This is a genomic window from Vibrio tubiashii ATCC 19109 (assembly GCF_000772105.1).
GTDB lineage: Bacteria > Pseudomonadota > Gammaproteobacteria > Enterobacterales > Vibrionaceae > Vibrio > Vibrio tubiashii.
This window is the reverse complement of the sequence record NZ_CP009354.1, coordinates 1,347,798-1,368,059: the sequence shown is the minus strand read 5'-3', so window position 1 is coordinate 1,368,059 and position 20,262 is coordinate 1,347,798. Positions and strand designations below refer to the sequence as shown.

The 20,262-nt window shown below is 45.5% G+C and carries 10 protein-coding genes and 4 tRNA genes; 1 reads left to right on the top strand and 13 read right to left on the bottom strand.

Annotation, left to right across the window (positions count from 1 at the left end; all coding sequences use genetic code 11):
• Positions 1-116: 116 nt before the first annotated feature.
• The 5 genes from IX91_RS25750 to IX91_RS06190 all read right to left on the bottom strand — a co-directional run bounded on the left by IX91_RS25750 (position 117) and on the right by IX91_RS06190 (position 13,132).
• On the bottom strand, positions 117-7,472 hold the full coding sequence (locus tag IX91_RS25750) for a VCBS domain-containing protein (protein WP_038550378.1): 7,356 nt from the start codon (positions 7,470-7,472) through the stop codon (positions 117-119).
• Positions 7,473-7,781: 309 nt separating this feature from the next.
• A complete protein-coding gene (locus IX91_RS06205) occupies positions 7,782-8,963 on the bottom strand; it encodes a hypothetical protein (protein ID WP_004743077.1) in 1,182 nt (393 codons plus the stop codon).
• A gap of 8 nt (positions 8,964-8,971) precedes the next feature.
• A complete protein-coding gene (locus tag IX91_RS06200; protein ID WP_004743076.1) occupies positions 8,972-9,766 on the bottom strand; it encodes an outer membrane lipoprotein-sorting protein in 795 nt (264 codons plus the stop codon).
• Between the two features lie 12 nt (positions 9,767-9,778).
• Positions 9,779-12,160, bottom strand: coding sequence for an efflux RND transporter permease subunit (locus IX91_RS06195; protein ID WP_004743075.1), 2,382 nt, complete (start codon positions 12,158-12,160; stop codon positions 9,779-9,781).
• 183 nt (positions 12,161-12,343) lie between these two features.
• Entirely contained in the window at positions 12,344-13,132 is a 789-nt protein-coding gene (locus IX91_RS06190; protein WP_004743074.1) for a TetR/AcrR family transcriptional regulator, read from the bottom strand.
• A 227-nt stretch (positions 13,133-13,359) separates the two neighbouring features.
• Here IX91_RS06190 and IX91_RS06185 point away from each other — a divergent pair, with 227 nt between their 5' ends.
• Positions 13,360-14,439: a PQQ-dependent sugar dehydrogenase gene (locus IX91_RS06185; RefSeq protein ID WP_004743073.1), complete on the top strand. Its 1,080-nt coding sequence runs from the start codon at positions 13,360-13,362 to the stop codon at positions 14,437-14,439.
• Positions 14,440-14,467: 28 nt separating this feature from the next.
• Here the strand turns inward: IX91_RS06185 and IX91_RS06180 are convergent, their stop codons facing one another.
• From IX91_RS06180 to uvrY, 8 genes are all read right to left on the bottom strand, one after another.
• Positions 14,468-15,940: a diguanylate cyclase domain-containing protein gene (locus IX91_RS06180; protein ID WP_004743072.1), complete on the bottom strand. Its 1,473-nt coding sequence runs from the start codon at positions 15,938-15,940 to the stop codon at positions 14,468-14,470.
• Between the two features lie 348 nt (positions 15,941-16,288).
• Positions 16,289-16,364, bottom strand: a tRNA-Gly gene (locus tag IX91_RS06175).
• An 18-nt stretch (positions 16,365-16,382) separates the two neighbouring features.
• Positions 16,383-16,469: transfer RNA gene (locus tag IX91_RS06170), tRNA-Leu, on the bottom strand.
• A 74-nt stretch (positions 16,470-16,543) separates the two neighbouring features.
• A tRNA-Gly gene (locus IX91_RS06165) sits at positions 16,544-16,619 on the bottom strand.
• Between the two features lie 3 nt (positions 16,620-16,622).
• Positions 16,623-16,696: transfer RNA gene (locus IX91_RS06160), tRNA-Cys, on the bottom strand.
• Between the two features lie 238 nt (positions 16,697-16,934).
• Complete coding sequence (gene pgsA, locus IX91_RS06155; protein ID WP_004746679.1) at positions 16,935-17,492, bottom strand: CDP-diacylglycerol--glycerol-3-phosphate 3-phosphatidyltransferase; 558 nt, start codon at positions 17,490-17,492, stop codon at positions 16,935-16,937.
• Between the two features lie 77 nt (positions 17,493-17,569).
• The gene (uvrC, locus tag IX91_RS06150) at positions 17,570-19,399 is read right to left on the bottom strand and encodes an excinuclease ABC subunit UvrC (RefSeq protein ID WP_038197226.1); all 1,830 of its coding nucleotides are present in this window, start codon (positions 19,397-19,399) and stop codon (positions 17,570-17,572) included.
• Positions 19,400-19,446: 47 nt separating this feature from the next.
• Positions 19,447-20,091: a UvrY/SirA/GacA family response regulator transcription factor gene (gene uvrY, locus IX91_RS06145; RefSeq protein WP_004746682.1), complete on the bottom strand. Its 645-nt coding sequence runs from the start codon at positions 20,089-20,091 to the stop codon at positions 19,447-19,449.
• Positions 20,092-20,262: the final 171 nt, after the last annotated feature.

Here is a 20,262-nt window from a genome sequence, read left to right as displayed (position 1 = left end):
CAATGAGAGAAACATTTATAATATCCATATTAATAATGAGTCTACACGGATTTATTTGCACGATAAGGAGAAAAAACGCAAAAAGGGAGCTAGATCAGCCCCCTTATTCTTTAGTGTTAGTCTACTTTGAAAGCTTGATGCTGGAACAATTGCTCTACAATCTCATGAGAGCTCGCCGACACTGATAAATCGAGGCCTGACATATCGAACTGTTCTAAAGCGATAGATACTGATTTCCCATCATCTGCCGTGAGGTCAATATTTAATGTCTCTTTGTCTGCATCGAAGCTAGCCGTTAGATGATTTAGCAGATTTTCCATATCCTTATCTTCATCACCTAATGGTGCCAAAACATCGGTAAAATCAAGCTTATCTTCGTTCAAATGGAAGTCTTTAATAATATCTTGGTCGGCTGTCATATTTAGTGATTCTGAAGAAAAAGCAAACACATCATTTCCTGCCCCACCCGTTAAGATATCACTTCCTAAACCGCCGAGAAGTACATCGTTATCTAGACCACCGATAAGGATATCATCGCCTGCACCACCATTTAATGTGTCAGCTCCATCATACCCGACTAGCGCGTCGTTACCATCCGTACCATTCAAGGTATTCGCTTGGCTATCACCTTGGACTATGTTGCGCGACGAATCCGGCTGTGACGTATCTTGAACATCGATAGTAATTTGGCTCTCAGCGACATCACCGTCTGCATCTACGACTCTAGCGATAAACTTATCTTGTTGATGACCATCTACATTATTCGCTTTGTAGTCATAACGTCCATTTTCAAAGTTAACTGTAAGATGACCATGACTCGTGTCAATTTTCACTAAAGGACTCTCGGATACTGTTTCTATGTGGCCCGCTACACTCTTGGTCACTTCTCCGGTTAGCTTATCGAAATGGTAGGTATCTCCTTCGACGACTATCGTGTCGACCCACTGCTCCTCGCCCCCATGATGAGTAATCAAGTCACTCTGTAGTTGGCCAGATACTGTTTTGATCAGTAGTTCTTCTATCTGCGCGTCATCGACCACTACTATCGCTGAGCCCTTGTCTGTCGCTATCGGCTCCAAATACTTCAAATCAGCCCCAGCACCGATCCCTACAGACCAAATATTGTCAATTGTCTGCCCACTCGTCTCGATGCTCTTCTCCATGGCATTTTCGAGGATCATTTTTTCTTCAGCAGTTGTTGGTTTTACTAAACCATCTCGAACTTGCTGGTATCGCTCTGGGCTGGAGAAATCATCTTCGCTACTCCATTTCATTAGACTTTCACGAGCCTTGGTTTCGTATCCCCCCGACTGATTTGTCCAACCGCCGAAATCTGTCGTGACACCATCAGAAATAAAGTAAAGCTGTGTGTTGGTGCTGTTTAGCAATGACTGACTCGTTGGGTCTGTAAGTACTTCATGCACTTGATCAATCGCTTGACTATAAGGTGTCCAAGCTGATGGCTGAACATCAAAGAAGAACTGACGAATGTCTCCTACTGAGCTTAGCCAACCAGAAATCTGCCCATCAGGAAGACCACTGTGAGCCGCAATTTTGAACTGTACATCGCCGACATCCTGGTACTTTTCAAACATTGCAGTGATGGAGTCTCTTGCCAGTTCCCAGCGTGTTACCCAGTGTCCGTCAGCATCCAATACCTGATTACTCATCGACTGTGAAGCATCAAGCGCTATTACTACGGTGTTGCTTTGCAGCGCGACATCATTGATTACGTGGTGGGCAGAATTTGAGCTAGGCACCGAGTCGGTAACATCTAGGTGCAAAATGGCACTCTCAGATTGACCACCTGCGTTCACCTCTACTTTTGCAGAAATATCGATTTTATCTGCGCCTTGTTCAGCATGATCTAGAGCAGAATGCTGAACAACAGAATAGTGGCCCGTGTTAACGTCGATGGTTGCTTCTAGCACTTTAACGCGATCTGAGCCAGCACCTGTATATCCGGTTAGGGTAGTTTGGTCTGCGCTCACCTCAAACGACACTGGTTTACCGCCACTAGTGAAGCCACTCAAATGCTGATCTACTTCAAAGTGATATTCGGCATCAGTCGCGGATCCAAGGTCTGCTACCAAATCTCCTTCTGCATGAGCTCCCGTCTCTAAACCTAATTCAGATTCATTTAACTCAGCGTGAGCGTCATTTAAGGACATTGGCTCACCCATAACGCTGACAGTAACCTCAGCGGTATCTTTTAAACCGTCTTCATCTTCGATGGTGTACTTAAAGGTGTATTCCTTCACTTCACCAGTTTTGATGATACGTTCGTTTGCCGGTAAAGATTCAAGATATTTCGCAGCGTCAAACACCAACTTCCCGTCTTTAAGAGTTAAGAAGTCTTCTTTTGGATAATCGACAATCGTCAAATCATCACCATCAGGATCATGATCATTTGCCAAAACATCTAGCTCTAACGTACCTGAGCCACTGGTTTGGTAACTATCGTCAAAAGTAGTCAGGTCTGCGCTAACTTGAGTAACGAAATACTCAGACCCTTTTGGATCAACAACACCGTCTTTGTAGCTGATCGTCGACATCTCAATACTGTCAAAATAGCGACCATCTGCGTCAATGCTAACGACTTGACTGCCTCCGCGAGTACCTTCAAAGACACCAGTCGCGACTAGTTCACCTTTGTAGTATGCCTTCCAGACTCCACGTTCAATACCAGGCTCCCAACTACCATTTTTGGTGTCAGTCCAAAGGTTCTTCACCTCAACTTCGGCGTGATTAGACACTTGTCCATTGGCAAATGAAAAACGCATTGCTTCGCTTTGGCCAGTGACATCATCGTAACCTATCTGTCCATCTTGGACTCGGTCTGAACCTTTATCGAGTGAAGAACTCACACCGTACTTATGATCGCCATCACCGGTATAATCAGATTTAGACGCATCAGCGACTTTATTTCCTGTAGTAGTATCAATCACATAGTAATCAACACTAATGTCTGCACTGTCATCCCAATTGTTCTGATCCAGTGTCTTGGTCGTCGTTTCGATGCCCTTATCATCTTCAGCGATTGGCGCTTCGTTAAGATCGTTGATAAGCACTTTAACTTGAGCTGTATCTTTTCCATTGAATTGGTCGCGGGCTTCTACCACAAGTTGGTAACTGTCGATTGTTTCATGATCGAACGTAACACCATTCTTAACACTGATTTCACCAGTAGCCGTATTTATTTCAAACAGGTCTGTGTGATTCGTTAGGTGATAGGTCACCTGACTGTTTTGGTCGATATCGAACGCTTCAACCTTGCCAATGACACCTGTAGGGGTGTTTTCATCAACACTAAACTGATAGCTATCTGCGTCGATATTACCTTGCGAGTCACGTCCATGACTGTCGTTGCTACCACTGATGAACTCTGGCGCATCATTGGTGCCCGTGATGGTGATTTCAACTTGGTGTGGTGTGCCGTCTTGCGAGTACACAGTGAAGGTTTCAACGCGAGTCTGACCTTCACCTAAGTATTCCACTTTGCTGTTGTCGACGTTGTACGTCCACTCACCGCCTTCAGTGATGGTCAGGCTGCCCAGTGGCGCCCCTTCACTTGGGTGGTTGTTGGGCGTTACCTCAGTTTTAAAGGTGTCGTTGGCGTTGTTGCCGTCCACATCGACAGACGTCAGTGTGCCCTTATCTTCAAGGATCACATTGCCATCGCCTTCCGTCACTGCGCCTTTATCATCGCCGCTGATTTGCGCGGCGTCATTGGTGCCTGTGATGGTGATTTCAACTTGGTGTGGTGTGCCGTCTTGCGAGTACACAGTGAAGGTTTCAACGCGTGTCTGACCCTCACCTAAGTATTCCACTTTGCTGTTGTCAACGTTGTACGTCCACTCACCGCCTTCAGTGATGGTCAGGCTGCCGAGTGGTGCCCCTTCACTTGGGTGGGTGGTTGGCGTCACGTCGGTTTTAAAGGTGTCGTTCGCGTTGTTGCCGTCCACATCGACAGACGTCAGTGTGCCCTTATCTTCAAGGATCACATTGCCATCACCTTCCGTCACTGCGCCTTTATCATCACCGCTGATTTGCGCGGCGTCATTGGTGCCCGAGATGGTGATTTCAACTTGATGTGGTGTGCCATCTTGCGAGTACACAGTGAAGGTTTCAATGCGAGTCTGACCTTCACCTAGGTATTCCACTTTACTGTTGTCGACGTTATACGTCCACTCACCGCCTTCAGTGATGGTCAGGCTGCCGAGTGGTGCCCCTTCACTTGGGTGGGTGGTTGGCGTCACGTCGGTTTTAAAGGTGTCGTTGGCGTTGTTGCCGTCCACATCGACAGACGTCAGTGTGCCTTTATCTTCAAGGACCACATTGCCATCGCCTTCCGTCACTGCACCTTTATCATCGCCGCTGATTTGCGCGGCGTCATTGGTGCCTGTGATGGTGATTTCAACTTGATGCGGTGTGCCGTCTTGCGAGTACACGGTAAAGGTTTCAATGCGAGTCTGACCTTCACCTAGGTATTCCACTTTGCTGTTGTCGACGTTGTACGTCCACTCACCGCCGTCAGTGATGGTCAGGCTGCCCAGTGGCGCCCCTTCACTTGGGTGGTTAACGGCAGTCACGTCAGTTTTAAAGGTGTCGTTGGCGTTGTTGCCGTCCACATCGACAGACGTCAGTGTGCCCTTATCTTCAAGGACCACATTGCCATCGCCTTCCGTCACTGCGCCTTTATCATCGCCGCTGATTTGCGCGGCGTCATTGGTGCCTGTAATGGTGATTTCAACTTGATGCGGTGTGCCGTCTTGCGAGTACACAGTAAAGGTTTCTACGCGAGTCTGACCTTCCCCTAGGTATTCCACTTTGCTGTTGTCAACGTTGTACGTCCACTCTCCGCCTTCAGTGATGGTCAGGCCGCCCAGTGGCGCCCCTTCACTTGGGTGGTTGTTAGGTGTCACCTCAGTTTTAAAGGTGTCGTTGGCGTTGTTGCCGTCCACATCAACAGACGTCAGTGTGCCTTTATCTTCAAGGATCACATTGCCGTCACCTTCCGTTACTGCGCCTTTATCATCGCCGCTGATTTGCGCGGCGTCATTAGTGCCTGTAATGGTGATTTCAACTTGGTGTGGTGTGCCGTCTTGCGAGTACACGGTAAAGGTTTCAACGCGAGTCTGACCCTCACCTAAGTATTCCACTTTGCTGTTGTCGACGTTGTACGTCCACTCACCGCCTTCAGTGATGGTCAGGCTGCCCAGTGGCGCCCCTTCACTTGGGTGGGTGGTTGGCGTCACCTCAGTTTTAAAGGTGTCGTTGGCGTTGTTGCCATCCACATCGACAGACGTCAGTGTGCCTTTATCTTCAAGGATCACATTGCCGCCACCTTCCGTCACTGCGCCTTTATCATCGCCGCTGATTTGCGCCGCATCATTAGTGCCCGTGATGGTGATTTCAACTTGATGCGGTGTGCCGTCTTGCGAGTACACAGTGAAGGTTTCAACGCGTGTCTGACCCTCACCTAAGTATTCCACTTTGCTGTTGTCAACGTTGTACGTCCACTCACCGCCTTCAGTGATGGTCAGGCCGCCCAGTGGCGCCCCTTCACTTGGGTGGTTGTTGGGTGTCACCTCAGTTTTAAAGGTGTCGTTGGCGTTGTTGCCGTCTACATCGACAGACGTCAGTGTGCCTTTATCTTCGAGGATCACATTACCGTCACCTTCCGTCACTGCGCCTTTATCATCACCGCTGATTTGCGCAGCGTCATTGGTGCCTGTGATGGTGATTTCAACTTGGTGTGGTGTGCCGTCTTGCGAGTACACAGTGAAGGTTTCAATGCGAGTCTGACCTTCACCTAGGTATTCCACTTTGCTGTTGTCGACGTTATACGTCCACTCACCGCCTTGAGTGATGGTCAGGCTGCCCAGTGGTACCCCTTCACTTGGGTGGGTGGTTGGCGTCACGTCGGTTTTAAAGGTGTCGTTGGCGTTGTTGCCGTCCACATCGACAGACGTCAGTGTGCCCTTATCTTCAAGGTTCACATTGCCATCGCCTTCCGTCACTGCACCTTTATCATCGCCGCTGATTTGCGCGGCGTCATTGGTGCCCGTAATGGTGATTTCAACTTGGTGTGGTGTGCCGTCTTGCGAGTACACGGTAAAGGTTTCAATGCGAGTCTGACCTTCACCTAAGTATTCCACTTTGCTGTTGTCGACGTTGTACGTCCACTCACCACCTTCAGTGATGGTCAGGTTGCCCAGTGGTGCCCCTTCACTTGGGTGGTTGTTTGGCGTTACCTCAGTTTTAAAGGTGTCGTTGGCGTTGTTGCCGTCCACATCGACGGACGTCAGTGTGCCCTTATCTTCAAGGATCACATTGCCATCGCCTTCCGTGACTGCGCCTTTATCATCGCCGCTGATTTGCGCGGCGTCATTGGTGCCTGTGATGGTGATTTCAACTTGGTGTGGTGTGCCGTCTTGCGAGTATACGGTAAAGGTTTCAATGCGAGTCTGACCCTCACCTAAGTATTCCACTTTGCTGTTGTCGACGTTGTACGTCCACTCACCGCCTTCAGTGATGGTCAGGCTGCCCAGTGGCGCCCCTTCACTTGAGTGGTTGTTTGGCGTTACTTCAGTTTTAAAGGTGTCGTTCGCGTTGTTGCCATCCACATCGACAGACGTCAGTGTGCCTTTATCTTCAAGGATCACATTGCCGTCACCTTCCGTGACTGCGCCTTTATTATCGCCGCTGATTTGCGCGGCGTCATTGGTGCCTGTGATGGTGATTTCGACTTGGTGAGTTGTTCCATCAACTGATGTGACGGTTAAAATACGGGTAACTGGCTCGCTGTCTGTATTTAAGGCCTGAACATCTGGATGATCATTGTTGAGTTGATAACTCCAATTGCCATTCACATCAACCGAAAAGCTGCCCCAATTGCCATCTTGTACATTTGTCTGTGGCTGAAAAAAAGCTTCACCTGTGTTGGAATCACTGATGGACAACTGGCCACTAGTTTCAAGAACAGTATCCTCTTGGACTGACCCAGAGTCATCCCCAGCAATTATCGCTCGAATCTGCGCAATATCGGTTTGCGAATTGCGGAAAAGATTGAACAACGTGGTACTTTGCTCTGAACTAAAGCCAGCTGTTTCAAAGTAAGTGCTAGCAAGAACTTCAGCCCCTATTCTTTCAATAGTTCCTGACTCAGTGAGGCTTGAACCACCTGCGCCACCAGCAGCCGTTGCAAACTCATCTCCCAACTCGCTAGGATCCACACCATTCTCAAGTGCTTCGAGCAATTGAGCAACTTGCTTTGCTGCATCCGGTTCAGGCTGAGGATGCCCAAGTTCATTTAAAACATAGATTTGTTCTGGTTGGATTTCATTTTCCAGAGTGTCAATAATCACTTCACCCGACAGTATTTCATCCATCGAATCTACAATTTTGATACGACCATCTAAGCCAATAACGACATAGGTTTCTGTGATTAATTTAAATTGTCCAACCAAGAGCGATACCTCATTCAGCAACTACCAGAATTTCGAAAAATGTGACCCATCACTCGATAATGAGATTTATTTCCAAAATTCAATACATTCAGGTAACAAATGTATCATTAATAACCACCATTAAAACATGCAGACTTACGCCTCCAAAACTGCATGTTTTATTTTATTTCTTGGTTATCAAAGACTTATACCAAGTCAGAATAAGCCACTAACGGTATGTCGGTTTTATGAACAATGAGTATCGCTAAAAAGGGAGCATATTTGCTCCCTAGTTTAAATTATCCAAAAACATCTTTGATTACATTCATGTCAGAAATAATATTCTAAAGACATCTGGATAAAGTCATCTTTACGCGCAAAATAGAGCAAGTCGCTTGGCGTTTCGTTTTCAAACAGCCAAGCATCAACAGTCCAAGATAAGTGATTGGTAAGTCGACTTGAAGCTTCCAACTTCGCGCTGTAGACATCACTGTTATCGAGATCCTGGGTGACGCCCAAAAGAATCTCAGTGCTGTCTTCGTCATTGAGTGCCAAACGCGTTCCTGCAAAGATGTCGTTTTGTCCGATGGTTTGAGCATTATTGCCGCGGCTATCGTAAAGATACTCGGCAATCAAACCAAGATCCCAAACCGTATCAAACACGCCAACAATCGTGTATTCAAAGCCAGACACGAGCCCGGTATGGTGATCGAAGCTGTCTCGGTAGATAGTTTCAAGTTTCCACAGCCAATCGCCCACAATGCCTTGTACATCGAGACCAAGCTGTTTCGCCTGCGCATAGTATGGCTTCACTTCACCACCAGCCAAACGAAAATAGGGATCACGATTAGTACCTTGGAAATAGCTCAATCCGACATCCCAATCACCGTACATCTGCGAATATCTCAGCGCAAAATCGACATGCTTTTCTTCCCGTGAGGATTCATAGGTGGCGGCTTTAGATACCGGCATCGTAGGACGTAATCGACCATCCTTGCCCGAAAAAGTGCGCTCTCTAAAGTAAGGTAACACCATGGCGTCTATGGTTCCCCACTCTTTGATCGAGGTAAAATGAATCATAGGTTGGCCGAGCTTATCTTCGCCATCAACCGCTTCAATAGCGTCAGTTTGATTAACAACATCGACCAAATGGGCAGATTCAGTCACTCCCCAAAATACCTTGCCAATACCTACCCTAATTTCATAGTCATCCCAATAGTTTAGATAGAGAGCTTCACGGATATCGCCATGGGTTCTTTCATCATCTAAACTGTCAAAACGGTAAAAAGGCGTAAAGGTAAAATCGGCGCTCTCTCCCAACTGCCAGTAAAACTCAGGCTGTAGAACCAGAGAACTCTGACCTTTTCCCTGCCCCTGCTCACCGTCTGAGAAAAACTGCCTATGCTCTACATTAGCTTGTCCTGCGAACTCAAAAGCGTGACAATGTAACGCAAATAAGGTCAATATGGCGCTGGCAGAAAGTCTGCCAGCTGTACTTAATAGATCCTTCATATCGCCTCTTACTTCACACGCTTAAGAACATTCTTTTCAAAATCCTTTTCTCTCAATCCAGTTTGGAAATCGAGATCGCTCGTGGTCAGCGTGGTGCTTTTGCCTGTTTGGTGATTCACCATTGCCATAGAATGTGCGCGCCAGTACTGACTGAGGTACTGTTTGTATTCATCAAACTGCAGTGTTTTTAGCAGCGCGCCTTTGCGATCATAGAACTCAACCTTCAGCGGGCGATAATGCTCCTTATCTAGCCAGACAAGTTGCTTGGTATAACCAGAGTTCTTATCTGTTGGGATCTGCTCTAGCAGATAAGTTGGTGTGCCATTAACCTCTTTATCGCCTAAATAGTTGAAGGTGTACTTCTCCAGTTCAAAAGAGCTTAAATCCTCATAGGCGAATTCGCTGCCCATAAAAGGCCCGGACTTATTGCGTGAAGAGATACGTTTAACACGCTTCAACGCAGGTAAATACAGCCATTGATCATCGGCCTCAATACTATGTGAATGGTTAAGAAACGCAGTCCCCTTCACATCTCGTGGCTGATCGAAGATGGTAAGACCTTTATCACCATCACCGTCAATTTCGAAAGACTTTAAGCGCATTTCACGAGTACTGCTTTCACCCTGAGCGTTCTTTAGAATCATCTTCATTGTGGCAACCGAATCACCCCAACCTTCATCGCGTGCTTTACGCTCAGTCGCTATTTCCAATCCTCGCTCTGGTGAAGCCACGACTTGGCTAGAAAACACAACCATGGCTGAAAGGGCAGCTGCCTTGAACATTGATTTTGTTTGAGTATTCATAATGAAATCCTTTTAGCTTTGGGTTTGGGTGATTGGGGTGGAACGAGTTTGTTCTGGCTTATTTTCTGTTTCTTCAACGTAGCTAGCGGTATCAAAACGCATCAGCAACGCCGGTAAGAAAACAAAGTCGACCACAAGGGCAATAAAGATCACCATGGCGCTGAGCTGACCCATGTCGGCGTTAAGTCTAAAACTCGACATAGCCAAAACTGAGAAACCAGCGACTAACACAACAGTGGTGATCCATAATGCGCGACCGACAGTGTGGAAGGCATATCGCACCGCTTGTTCGGCAGATTGACCTTGTTTGCGTGCACGTTGATATTTCGATAGGAAGTGAACCGAATCATCGACAACGATTCCTAGGGTCAAGGTCACTACAACCGATAATCCTAGGTTAATTTCACCTGATATAAGCGCCCATAACCCAAAACCAATGATGGCTGGCGCCATGTTAGGCACAATACTGATCAGACCCAAACGGGTGGAACGTAGAGCAAATACCATAAGCGCGGAGATCAAGATCAAAGTAATGGGTAGTGTCGACAGCATGCTAGCCATATTCGTTTCACCGATATGGGCGAACATAAGCGACGGGCTAGACGCAACAACCTGGTACTGAGGAGCATATGTAGCAAACCAGTTGTAGATGCGTTCTTCCAACTCCACAAGCTCTACACTGCCTAAGTTGTCTACGGTCACAACCAACTTGATAGACGACTTGTCGACATTAATCTGGTTGTTGAGGTCTAAACCGTAGGGTAATGACATCTCATAAAGCAGCAGGTACTGAGCGGCCAACTCTCTATCCAGTGGCAACTTATAGTAGCTGTCGTCATCGGCATGCATGTTCTTATTAAGGCGCTTATAAACGTCTGACAAGGTAGCGACATGGTCAGTCTCTGGTTGCAAGCGCAGCCAATTGGTGAAGTCTCCCATTGTTTTTAGGAATGTAGGATCGGCAATACCTTGTGATTCACCGGTTTTGACCGCAATACTGATGTTTGTCATTCCACTGATGCGCTGTTCCATAAAGTCAGCCGCTTGGCGGAAGTCACTGCGTGAATCGAAGTATTTAACAGACTCATCATTCACTTTATTCAGCGGTAGTAAACTTGCAGAAACAGCAATCACTAACGCTGAAATCGGCAATAGCGCCTTACGATATCGAACAACCTTGTCACCTAGCATGTCCATGAAGTCTTGCGATACTGCTGTTTTCTCATCGACAGCTTTGACTTTAATAGGCAGCAGTTTCAGCATAGCTGGCAGCATAGATAACGATAAGAAGCAGGCAATCATCACCCCAAGCGCGGCCAAGTTGCCGAAATCTCGCAATACTGGTGAGTCAGACATGTTCATCATCAAGAAACCAATAGCCGTCGTGACAGAGGTAATCACGATTGGCATAAAGTTGATGGCAACGCTTTGGTCTATCGCGTAAGACTTGCTGTAACCTTTCTTAAGGTTTTGCCTCATGGTCGCTATAACATGCACGCAGTCAGCAACTGCAAGCGTCATCACTAAGGTGGGTATGTTCACGGTTGCGGTACTTAAGAACATTCCGGCCCAGCCAGAGAGCCCCATAGTCGCAGCGACAGAGCCTATGATGATGACTAGTGTCGCCACCACACTTAAGAACGAGCGTAGCATCAAGGTTAGAAATACAAGAATGACCAGTAGCATAGTAGGCACTAGCGTTGAACTGTCTTCTTGGGCAGAGGTCATAAAGGCGTGGTTCATAGCAATGATACCGGCTTTATGAAATTCTACTTGCGGATATTGAGATTGATATTTGGCTAGCATCTGATCGATGTGAGTCACGATTTCAATCACTTCCGCCGTTTCGTCAATTTCAGGCATTTGGACAGTGACGTTAACCACTGTTACATCGCCTTTTTGCGAAATCAGAGAGTCTTTGATCACCGGCTCTGACAGTGCAATACGTTTAACCTTTTCGATCCGCTCTGGCGTTAAAGGGTAATCTTCAAGTAGCAGATCTTCGACGATCAGATCATCTTCATATGCTTCGGTGTGTTGATAGTTTGCGATAGAATCGACTCGGCTTGAGTACGGGACTTGCCATGCATCTTGAGTAAGTTGTTGAACTAAAGTTAATGTCTCTGGTTCAAACACATTACCACTCGCAGGTGCAATTACGATGGCAAGATTGTCTGACTTTGCAAATGTCGTTTGAATCTCATCAAACGCCCTTAATTGAGCATTTTGCCCATCGAAAAAGATATTATAATCACCTCTAAAATAGAGATTTTTTCCTCCAATTGTTGAAACAGTGACTATAGCCAGCGTTATAAGTAACACCCACCAGCTAAAGCGAGTCGGCATGGTCAGCCAAGTAGAAGGCTGTTTTGAATTATTTAGTTGAGCAGTCATCACACTCTCCATTTGTGACGCTTCGTCAAAAGCGGTTAATTAAAAACCAGCAAATGCTGGTACTTAAGTAACAACCCCTGAACCTGTTAATTAGATTCTGAGTATTAGTGCTTTATGTGACGATTCGTCAAAAATGGTGATTTTAAAAGCCCTTACGGGCTTTTATGATGAAATACTTTTAGCCTATCGACCTACAGACTCTAAATAATCTATCTCTTGGGCGAACAACTCTTGCTCTACTCTGCGCCAAGTTTTTCGATAATCCCACTCTGTCGATAAAGGCTTCCAAGCCAAGCCATCCAATAACATGTTGGCGTTATTGAGTACGGTATAGGGGTCTTGCAAACGATTGATACAATGGCTATTTGAAGCATTCTGTGTCAATGCGTTTGAACCAAAAGCAATTGACCAGTTGGCAAATACGATAGCATCAGAACCAATACCAGGAGAGAACTTCAAGTCTCCCTGCTCTACTCCATTAAGTACAAGTTGATCAGCATGTTCAATCACTTGTTCTTCGAGAGTATTTAGCTCTTTTACCCTTTCTGGGGAGGCTTTCTCAAGTACCCAAGGGCTCTTTGCCATAATCGCACACGTTGACAATACTGGCTCCATACGAGCGTAAATACGATAACCAACGTGGAGCGCAATCACCTTTTCACGGGTGTTGCCTTCAAATTCACCAGCACGCGCAAACAAAACAGCCTCACTTTTCAGTGAATGTATGCACAGCGCCATAATCACATCTTCTTTACTGCAAAAATGATTGTAAATCGTGCCTTTAGAATACGCACTCGCTGAAGTTAACTTGTCCATCGTCAAGTTACTCCACCCTTGCTCTTGGACAAGCGACTTCGCTAATAGAGTGAGTTCTACTTCTCTATCTGCAATCGCCTGCTGCTTTTTGGTCAAACCAAACGAACAGCTAGAGCCTTCTTTTTTGTCATTTTTACTACAGCCAAAACCAAACATGATTATCTAATCCGTCTCAGTCGTTTACTCCCTAACCTTACTATTGTAACACGAATACCACATACGTTATAAACACCATTAATGACGATTCGTCATTTTTGACACGTCGTCATAATAGCGCATTTATTGATCATATCAAGCAGTTATTTGATAAAACATTTATGACAGTAATGTATGGATTCAAATGCTACTATTGCTTGGTAAGCTAATTTCAAAATGGATTTTGTATGAAAAAGCCCCTTACTTGTCTCGCTATCGGTTTACTCTCTATCTCAAGCGCAGTTGCCAATACTTGGTATGCAGAACCTCTGGTGGTAGGCCTTAATGTGCCTTGGGGAATCAGCTATTTAGGCGACAACAAAGTTATTGTCAGTGAAAAAAATGGAACGATTGGTGTGCTAGATCTGACAAACAATCACTACCAAGACATTGGTAAAGTACCGGACGTACGAGTTTCTGGTCAGGGAGGACTTCTCGACGTAGCCGTATCCCCTAAAGACTCAACACAAATCTATGTCACCTATTCAAAATCTATTGGTAAAGCGATAGAAACCACACTAGCCAAAGCCGTTTACCAAAACGGTCAGCTTTCAACGTGGCAAGAGATGCTAGTGACACGATCCGGCTCTGATGGAGGACGGCATTTTGGCAGCCGAATCGCTTTTGATGCTGACCACTTATACATGAGTGTCGGAGACCGAGGAGAGAGAGACAATGGTCAAGATTTGACGACACACGCGGGAAGTATTCTCAAGTTGCAACTTAACGGCGACGCCGCTCAAGATAATCCTTTTATCGCTGAAGAAGGCAAGCTTGATGAGATTTGGAGCTATGGGCATAGAAACCCGCAAGGTCTGTTTTTTGATAGTAAGCAGAAAAGTCTATGGTCTATAGAACATGGCCCACGGGGTGGTGACGAAGTGAACTTAATAGAGAAAGGGGCAAACTATGGTTGGCCTGTGACATCGCACGGTAAAGAATATTGGGGGCCAATCGCGGTCGGAGAATCAACTGAAAAAGAAGGGATCAGCTCTCCAAAGAAAGTATACATTCCCTCTATTGCCCCTAGCTCGCTGATTCTTTACCGAGGTGACAAGTACCCAGAGTTATCAGGAAAGCTTTTAGCCGGCGCACTTAAGCTAACGCATATTAACATCTTGACTGTCAAAGATGGCGAAATCATTGGTGAAACAAGAATTTTAGAAGAACTTGGAGAGCGAATTAGAGACATTGAAGCGCTTCCCAATGGTGAACTTATTTTCAGTACCGATAGCGGTAAAATTTACCGTTTGGTCAAAGAGAGTTAACCAAAATGAGCACGATATCGTGCTCATTTTATTTGTCGAGCTTACTCGACCAAATCACTTTGTTGCGACCACTCTGTTTACACTCATACAAGGCTTTGTCTGCGACGTTAAACATCGCTTCTTGCAACTCTTGATGGGTGTTGAAACCTTCATACAGATTCTGCCTTTCGGCTATCGCTCCCCCGACGGAGATGGTGACAATAGCATAAGGTTGGTTTCCTTTATGGGTGATGGCCATGCCTTCAATCTCGCGCCTTAAACGTTCAGTAAAGTTGGCAAGTTGCTCCGCTTCTGGCCTAGCACAGAAAATAACAAATTCTTCTCCACCATAACGAAAAGCTAAATCTGAGTCTCGCGCCAGCTGTTTGATCTTTTTCCCAACCTGAGATAACGCGTTGTCGCCTTCCGTGTGTCCATAGATATCGTTAAAGGCTTTAAAATTATCTACATCACACACGATCAAACCAACATAGTTGCCTTTAGCAAGATGACGTTTTAAAAACGGCGTCGCGGTACGAGAATACTTATGTCGCGAGCCAAGTCCTGTCAGTGGGTCAGTATCCGATTTAGTGCGCAAGATATTTAGTTGGTTATCGAGCTTAATCAGCAAACCTTGATAAGCTCGTGCCAACTGACCAATCTCATCACTTCGATTCAGTTCGGTAAAATCTTTAAGATCGCTATTTGATTCTCCTGAGCGCATATGCTCAGCAAGAGACTTAAGGGGGGAAACTATCCAATGAGAAACCCAACCGATTAAAATCAAAGAAATGGCGAGCGCGACGATAGCCTCGGCAATAATCTCTTCAATTAATGAGCGCTGTAGTTGCGTCAGATCGCTCGCATCAAAAACTGCCCATACCTCACCACCGTTTTTATTGATCAAAGGTAAAACGACATTAAGGGTGCACAACTCCTCGTCAAGGTAGTAGGAGTCTATGGTTGTTTCTGGCTTACTCCAGGGTATGAAGACATTATCATTGACGTAAAGGCTTTCGACTAAAGCTTCATGCTCACGTTTAATTCTGTTTTCAATAAACAACAGCTTTTTGTGTTTAATAACGTTGTCAGTACCCGTCGCTTCAATTTGAGCTTTTAATGAATTGAGCTTTATCTCATGCTCAGTAATCTCTTCCTGTTTTACATCTGCACGCCAGAGATAATCAAAACGTTTAAAAAACCGTATTTGGACTTTTTGATCTGAGTAGTCAGAGCGTCCTGCTATCTCCAAAAACTCCAAATCATCAATCGATGCCAGCATCTGTTTAGTGCTTGGCATAGTGAGGTTAGCGTAGTTGATCCCGGCTACGGAGCTCGACATCAAAGGAATATGTGGCGCTAAGGTGAGCTTAGCGATCGACGCAGAATAATCGATGTGACGGTACCATTCGCTTTGGTAACGCGTATAGCTAAAGCCAGCGACTAAAATAACGACCAACAACAGATGCGATATCACCAACATCTGATTAATCGAAAATTTCGCGACAAGCTTAGGTATCATCTTAGTCAAGGTTAGTGCTCGCTATTAACACTGTTCAATGACCCATTTGTGCAAAACAGGTTAAAGATATCTTTCTGAGGCAAAGTGTATGGAGGTTGTGATGCAGAACTAAACGACACGCCTAGATAGGAAGTATTGCAAACTAACCATTTTGATCTATCCATTCGGACTCATCCTACAACTCTTGGAGCGGCTTCATATAAACGAACGTTTATTTTATTCGATTTATTAATAAATTCACACAATGAATGTTCAAAAATCAATCAGGACTTGAGAGTTGTTGCAGAGTTAAGATAGGCAAAGTGTATAACGCAAAAAACCCTAGCATTTCTGCTAGGGTTTTAAACTTGGAGCGACACACGAGGTTCGAACTCGTGACCTCAACCTTGGCAAGGTTGCGCTCTACCAACTGAGCTAGTGTCGCGTAATGCGTTAGATTAGATGGTGCCCCGGGCCGGACTTGAACCGGCACAGCGCGAACGCCGAGGGATTTTAAATCCCTTGTGTCTACCAATTCCACCACCAGGGCACACAAATCTAAATTTGTGATGGAGACACCATCCGTGATAGCGACCCTTGAGGGAATCGTTATCAAAAATAATTTGGAGCGACACACGAGGTTCGAACTCGTGACCTCAACCTTGGCAAGGTTGCGCTCTACCAACTGAGCTAGTGTCGCAAATGGAGGCGCGTCCCGGAGTCGAACCGAGGTCCACGGATTTGCAATCCGCTGCATAGCCACTCTGCCAACGCGCCTCTGTCACACCAAGTTGAAGAGTTATTCACTCAATTCCTCTTGGGTACGGGATGCATTCTACGCATTCGAACTAACGAGTCAACACTAATTTTGAATTTTCGAATCGTTTGTCTATTAAACGTGCAAAACGACTCAAATTAACGAGTTTGTTAGCAAATAATTGAGCAAATCCACTGAGTTAATTGAGTTTGTGAAAATGTGAGATACAAAAAAGCGGGCTATTGCCCGCTTTCAAAATCAGTGGTGTTCTTCACTCAGCAAATCATCTTTTGCTGCCATGAGATACTGCGCCATCGACCAGTAAGTAAGGAAGGTCGCAATGTACAATGCTGCATAACCTAACCAAATCATCCAATCATCGTAGCGCCAGATAAGCACCCATAAAGCGAACATCTGGCTCAGAGTCTTAACTTTACCCACCCAAGATACCGCCACACTGGCTCGTTTTCCGATTTCAGCCATCCATTCACGTAGTGCTGAGATGATGATTTCACGAGCGATCATCGTCACTGCCGGAATCGTGATCCAAATGCTGTGGTAATGTTCGGTGATCAAAATCAGCGCGGTCGCAACAAGAACTTTATCTGCGACAGGATCAATAAATGCGCCAAAACGGGAGGTTTGACCCAATTTTCGAGCCAGCATGCCATCTAGCCAATCTGTAAATCCAGCAACCCAAAACACCATTGCGGCGGCAAAAGGAGACCAGCTATAAGGAAGATAAAAAACAACGACAAATACTGGTATCAAGAAAAGTCGCAACAAAGACAATATGTTCGGGATATTTAAACGCATATTTAGTTAAGGCTCTTTTTGTTTGCGTATGGCTCTATTTGGTACTTCAAACAGCGCCTTATGGTGCGGGATTTTTTCTATTGTTTCAATGCTTGATAAATGTTTTCTGCCAAAGAAACACTAATACCTGGTACTTTGGCGATTTCTTCAACACTGGCACGTTTAAGTTCTTGTAACCCACCCATGTATTTGAGTAGCGCTTGGCGACGTTTTGGCCCAACGCCCTCAATGCCTTCTAAAGCACTGGTTCTACGCGTTTTTCCACGTTTTGCCCTATGACCAGCAATCGCATGGTTATGACTTTCATCTCGGATATGCTGCATAAGATGCAGAGCAGGTGCGTCACTAGGAAGATTAAACTCATCCCCTTCCACCGTAATCAAAGTTTCCAGTCCTGGTTTACGAGTTACACCTTTTGCGATACCGATCAAATGCGGGCGCTTTGGCCAGTCTCCCCAATACTGAGAAATAATCTCATGGGCTCGATTGAGTTGCCCTTTACCACCATCGATAAATACGATGTCTGGAATCTTTTCTACTTCGAGTTGTTTCGAGTAACGGCGCTCTAGTGCCTGCCCCATCGCCGCATAGTCATCACCACCAGTAATTCCAGAGATATTGTAACGACGATACTCTTGCTTAACTGGCCCTTCATGATTAAACACAACGCAGGAAGCAATCGTGCTCTCACCCATAGTATGAGAAATATCAAAACACTCCATACGCGTTATGCTCTCCATTCCAAGTAGCTCTCGCAGCTCTTTGAAACGCTGAGAAATCGTCATCTTATGATTGATCTTGGTCGTAATGGCCGTTAACGCGTTGGTATTAGAGAGTTTCAGGTATCTACCACGTGTACCCGTCGGATTTACATGAAAATGGACCTTACGTCCCGCAATACCTGAGAGCGCTTCAGCCAACGAGTCAGAATCATCCATCAAATCTGTGTTGAGTATGATACGGGTTGGAATGGTTCTCGCTTCATTGTGACTTAAGTAGTATTGACTGAGGAAGCTATAAAACACTTCTTGCTGAGTCGTACTATTTGGAATCTTGGGAAAATGGCTACGGCTGCCCAACACCTTACCTTGGCGAATCATCAAGATATGAATACAGGCAATACCATTTTCTTGGGCAAAGCCGAGCACATCCATATCGTCCATAGAGTCTTCGGATACAAATTGCTGCTCTTGCACACGGCGTATTGCTTGAATTTGATCGCGGAACTTGGCTGCTTCTTCAAAACGTAAAGATTGGCTCGCCTGCTCCATTTTTTCGACCAAAGAACTCAGAACTTGTTGGTCTTTACCTTGTAGAAACAAACGTACTAAATCAACCAGCTCGCTATAGTCATCATCGGAAATGACACTACTGACGCAAGGCGCAGCGCAACGACCAATTTGATACATCAAACAAGGGCGAGTTCGGTTGCTATACACCGTGTCCTCACATTGGCGAACCGGAAATATCTTTTGGATCAGATGAAGCGTTTCTCGAACCGCACCTGAGTCGGGGTAAGGGCCAAAGTACTCCCCTTTACGCTTTTTTGCACCGCGATGCATCGAAAGCCTTGGATGCTTATGTCCGCTGACAAAGATGTACGGATAGGACTTATCATCGCGCAACAATACGTTGTATTTGGGCAGGTACTGTTTGATGTAATTGTGCTCAAGGATCAGAGCTTCTGTCTCGGTGTGAGTTACCGTGACATCAATTTTGGCAATATTACTAACGAGAGCACGCGTTTTCTCGCTATCTACTTTAATTCTGAAATAGCTTGAAAGGCGTTTTTTGAGGTCTTTGGCTTTACCAACATAGATAACCACAGCATCGGCGTTATACATGCGATAAACGCCGGGCTGATTGGTTACTGTTTTAAGGAAAGAGGCCGAGTCAAATTGGGTCATACCATTACCATGTATTGGATCTGAAAAACATTGATGGTAATGGCGCCTTATAATGTCTCGGTGTCGATCATTCCATGTCGAATCGCTAGGTGAGTCAATTCAACATCACCGCTAATGTCGAGTTTATTAAACAAACGATAGCGGTAGCTGTTTACCGTTTTAGGGCTGAGGTTTAACTGCTCTGAAATATCAGTCACCTTCTCCCCTTTGGTAATCATCATCATGATTTGCAGCTCACGCTCAGACAGATCGGCAAATGGGTTTTCCGAAGCCGGAGAAAATTGGCTAAGCGCCATCTGTTGAGCAATTTCTGGTGAGATGTAGCGTTGACCACTATTCACCATACGAATCGCGTTGACCATTTCATCTGGTCCCGCACCTTTAGTCAGGTAGCCAGCGGCACCTGCCTGCATCACTTTAGTTGGAAACGGATTTTCCGTATGAACAGTTAAAACGATGATTTTGACATCAGGATTAAAACGCAAGATCTTCTTGGTTGCCTCTAGGCCACCAATACCTGGCATATTCATATCCATTAAAATGACGTCAGCATGGTTGCTACGACACCATTTTACTGCTTCTTCACCGCTTTCAGCTTCCCCTGCTACGTTCATTCCACGGACGTCTTCAATAATACGTCGTATCCCTGTGCGAACCAGCTCGTGATCATCTACAAGGAAAACATTTATCAAACTTGTATCTCCACACTATTTAACTTGGCTCTGCTTCCACGCATTGTGGAATACAGTACAGCTGCCTAGTTTAACTCATAATACTAATTTCGCTTACTCTGAATATGTGCTGAAACGCAAAGTTTAGCAAGTACTTATTTTCATAACTGCTAGTTAAATTGTTATTAATCT

What these genes read in the sequence shown, in the direction of transcription:
- IX91_RS06200 (WP_004743076.1), bottom strand. Translation starts at nt 9,766, where the DNA reads ATGAATACTCAAACAAAATCAATGTTCAAGGCAGCTGCCCTTTCAGCC.
- IX91_RS06185 (WP_004743073.1), top strand. Translation starts at nt 13,360, where the DNA reads ATGAAAAAGCCCCTTACTTGTCTCGCTATCGGTTTACTCTCTATCTCA.
- pgsA (WP_004746679.1), bottom strand. Translation starts at nt 17,492, where the DNA reads ATGCGTTTAAATATCCCGAACATATTGTCTTTGTTGCGACTTTTCTTG.
- IX91_RS06205 (WP_004743077.1), bottom strand. Translation starts at nt 8,963, where the DNA reads ATGAAGGATCTATTAAGTACAGCTGGCAGACTTTCTGCCAGCGCCATA.
- IX91_RS06180 (WP_004743072.1), bottom strand. Translation starts at nt 15,940, where the DNA reads ATGATACCTAAGCTTGTCGCGAAATTTTCGATTAATCAGATGTTGGTG.
- IX91_RS06190 (WP_004743074.1), bottom strand. Translation starts at nt 13,132, where the DNA reads ATGTTTGGTTTTGGCTGTAGTAAAAATGACAAAAAAGAAGGCTCTAGC.
- IX91_RS06195 (WP_004743075.1), bottom strand. Translation starts at nt 12,160, where the DNA reads ATGACTGCTCAACTAAATAATTCAAAACAGCCTTCTACTTGGCTGACC.
- uvrC (WP_038197226.1), bottom strand. Translation starts at nt 19,399, where the DNA reads ATGACCCAATTTGACTCGGCCTCTTTCCTTAAAACAGTAACCAATCAG.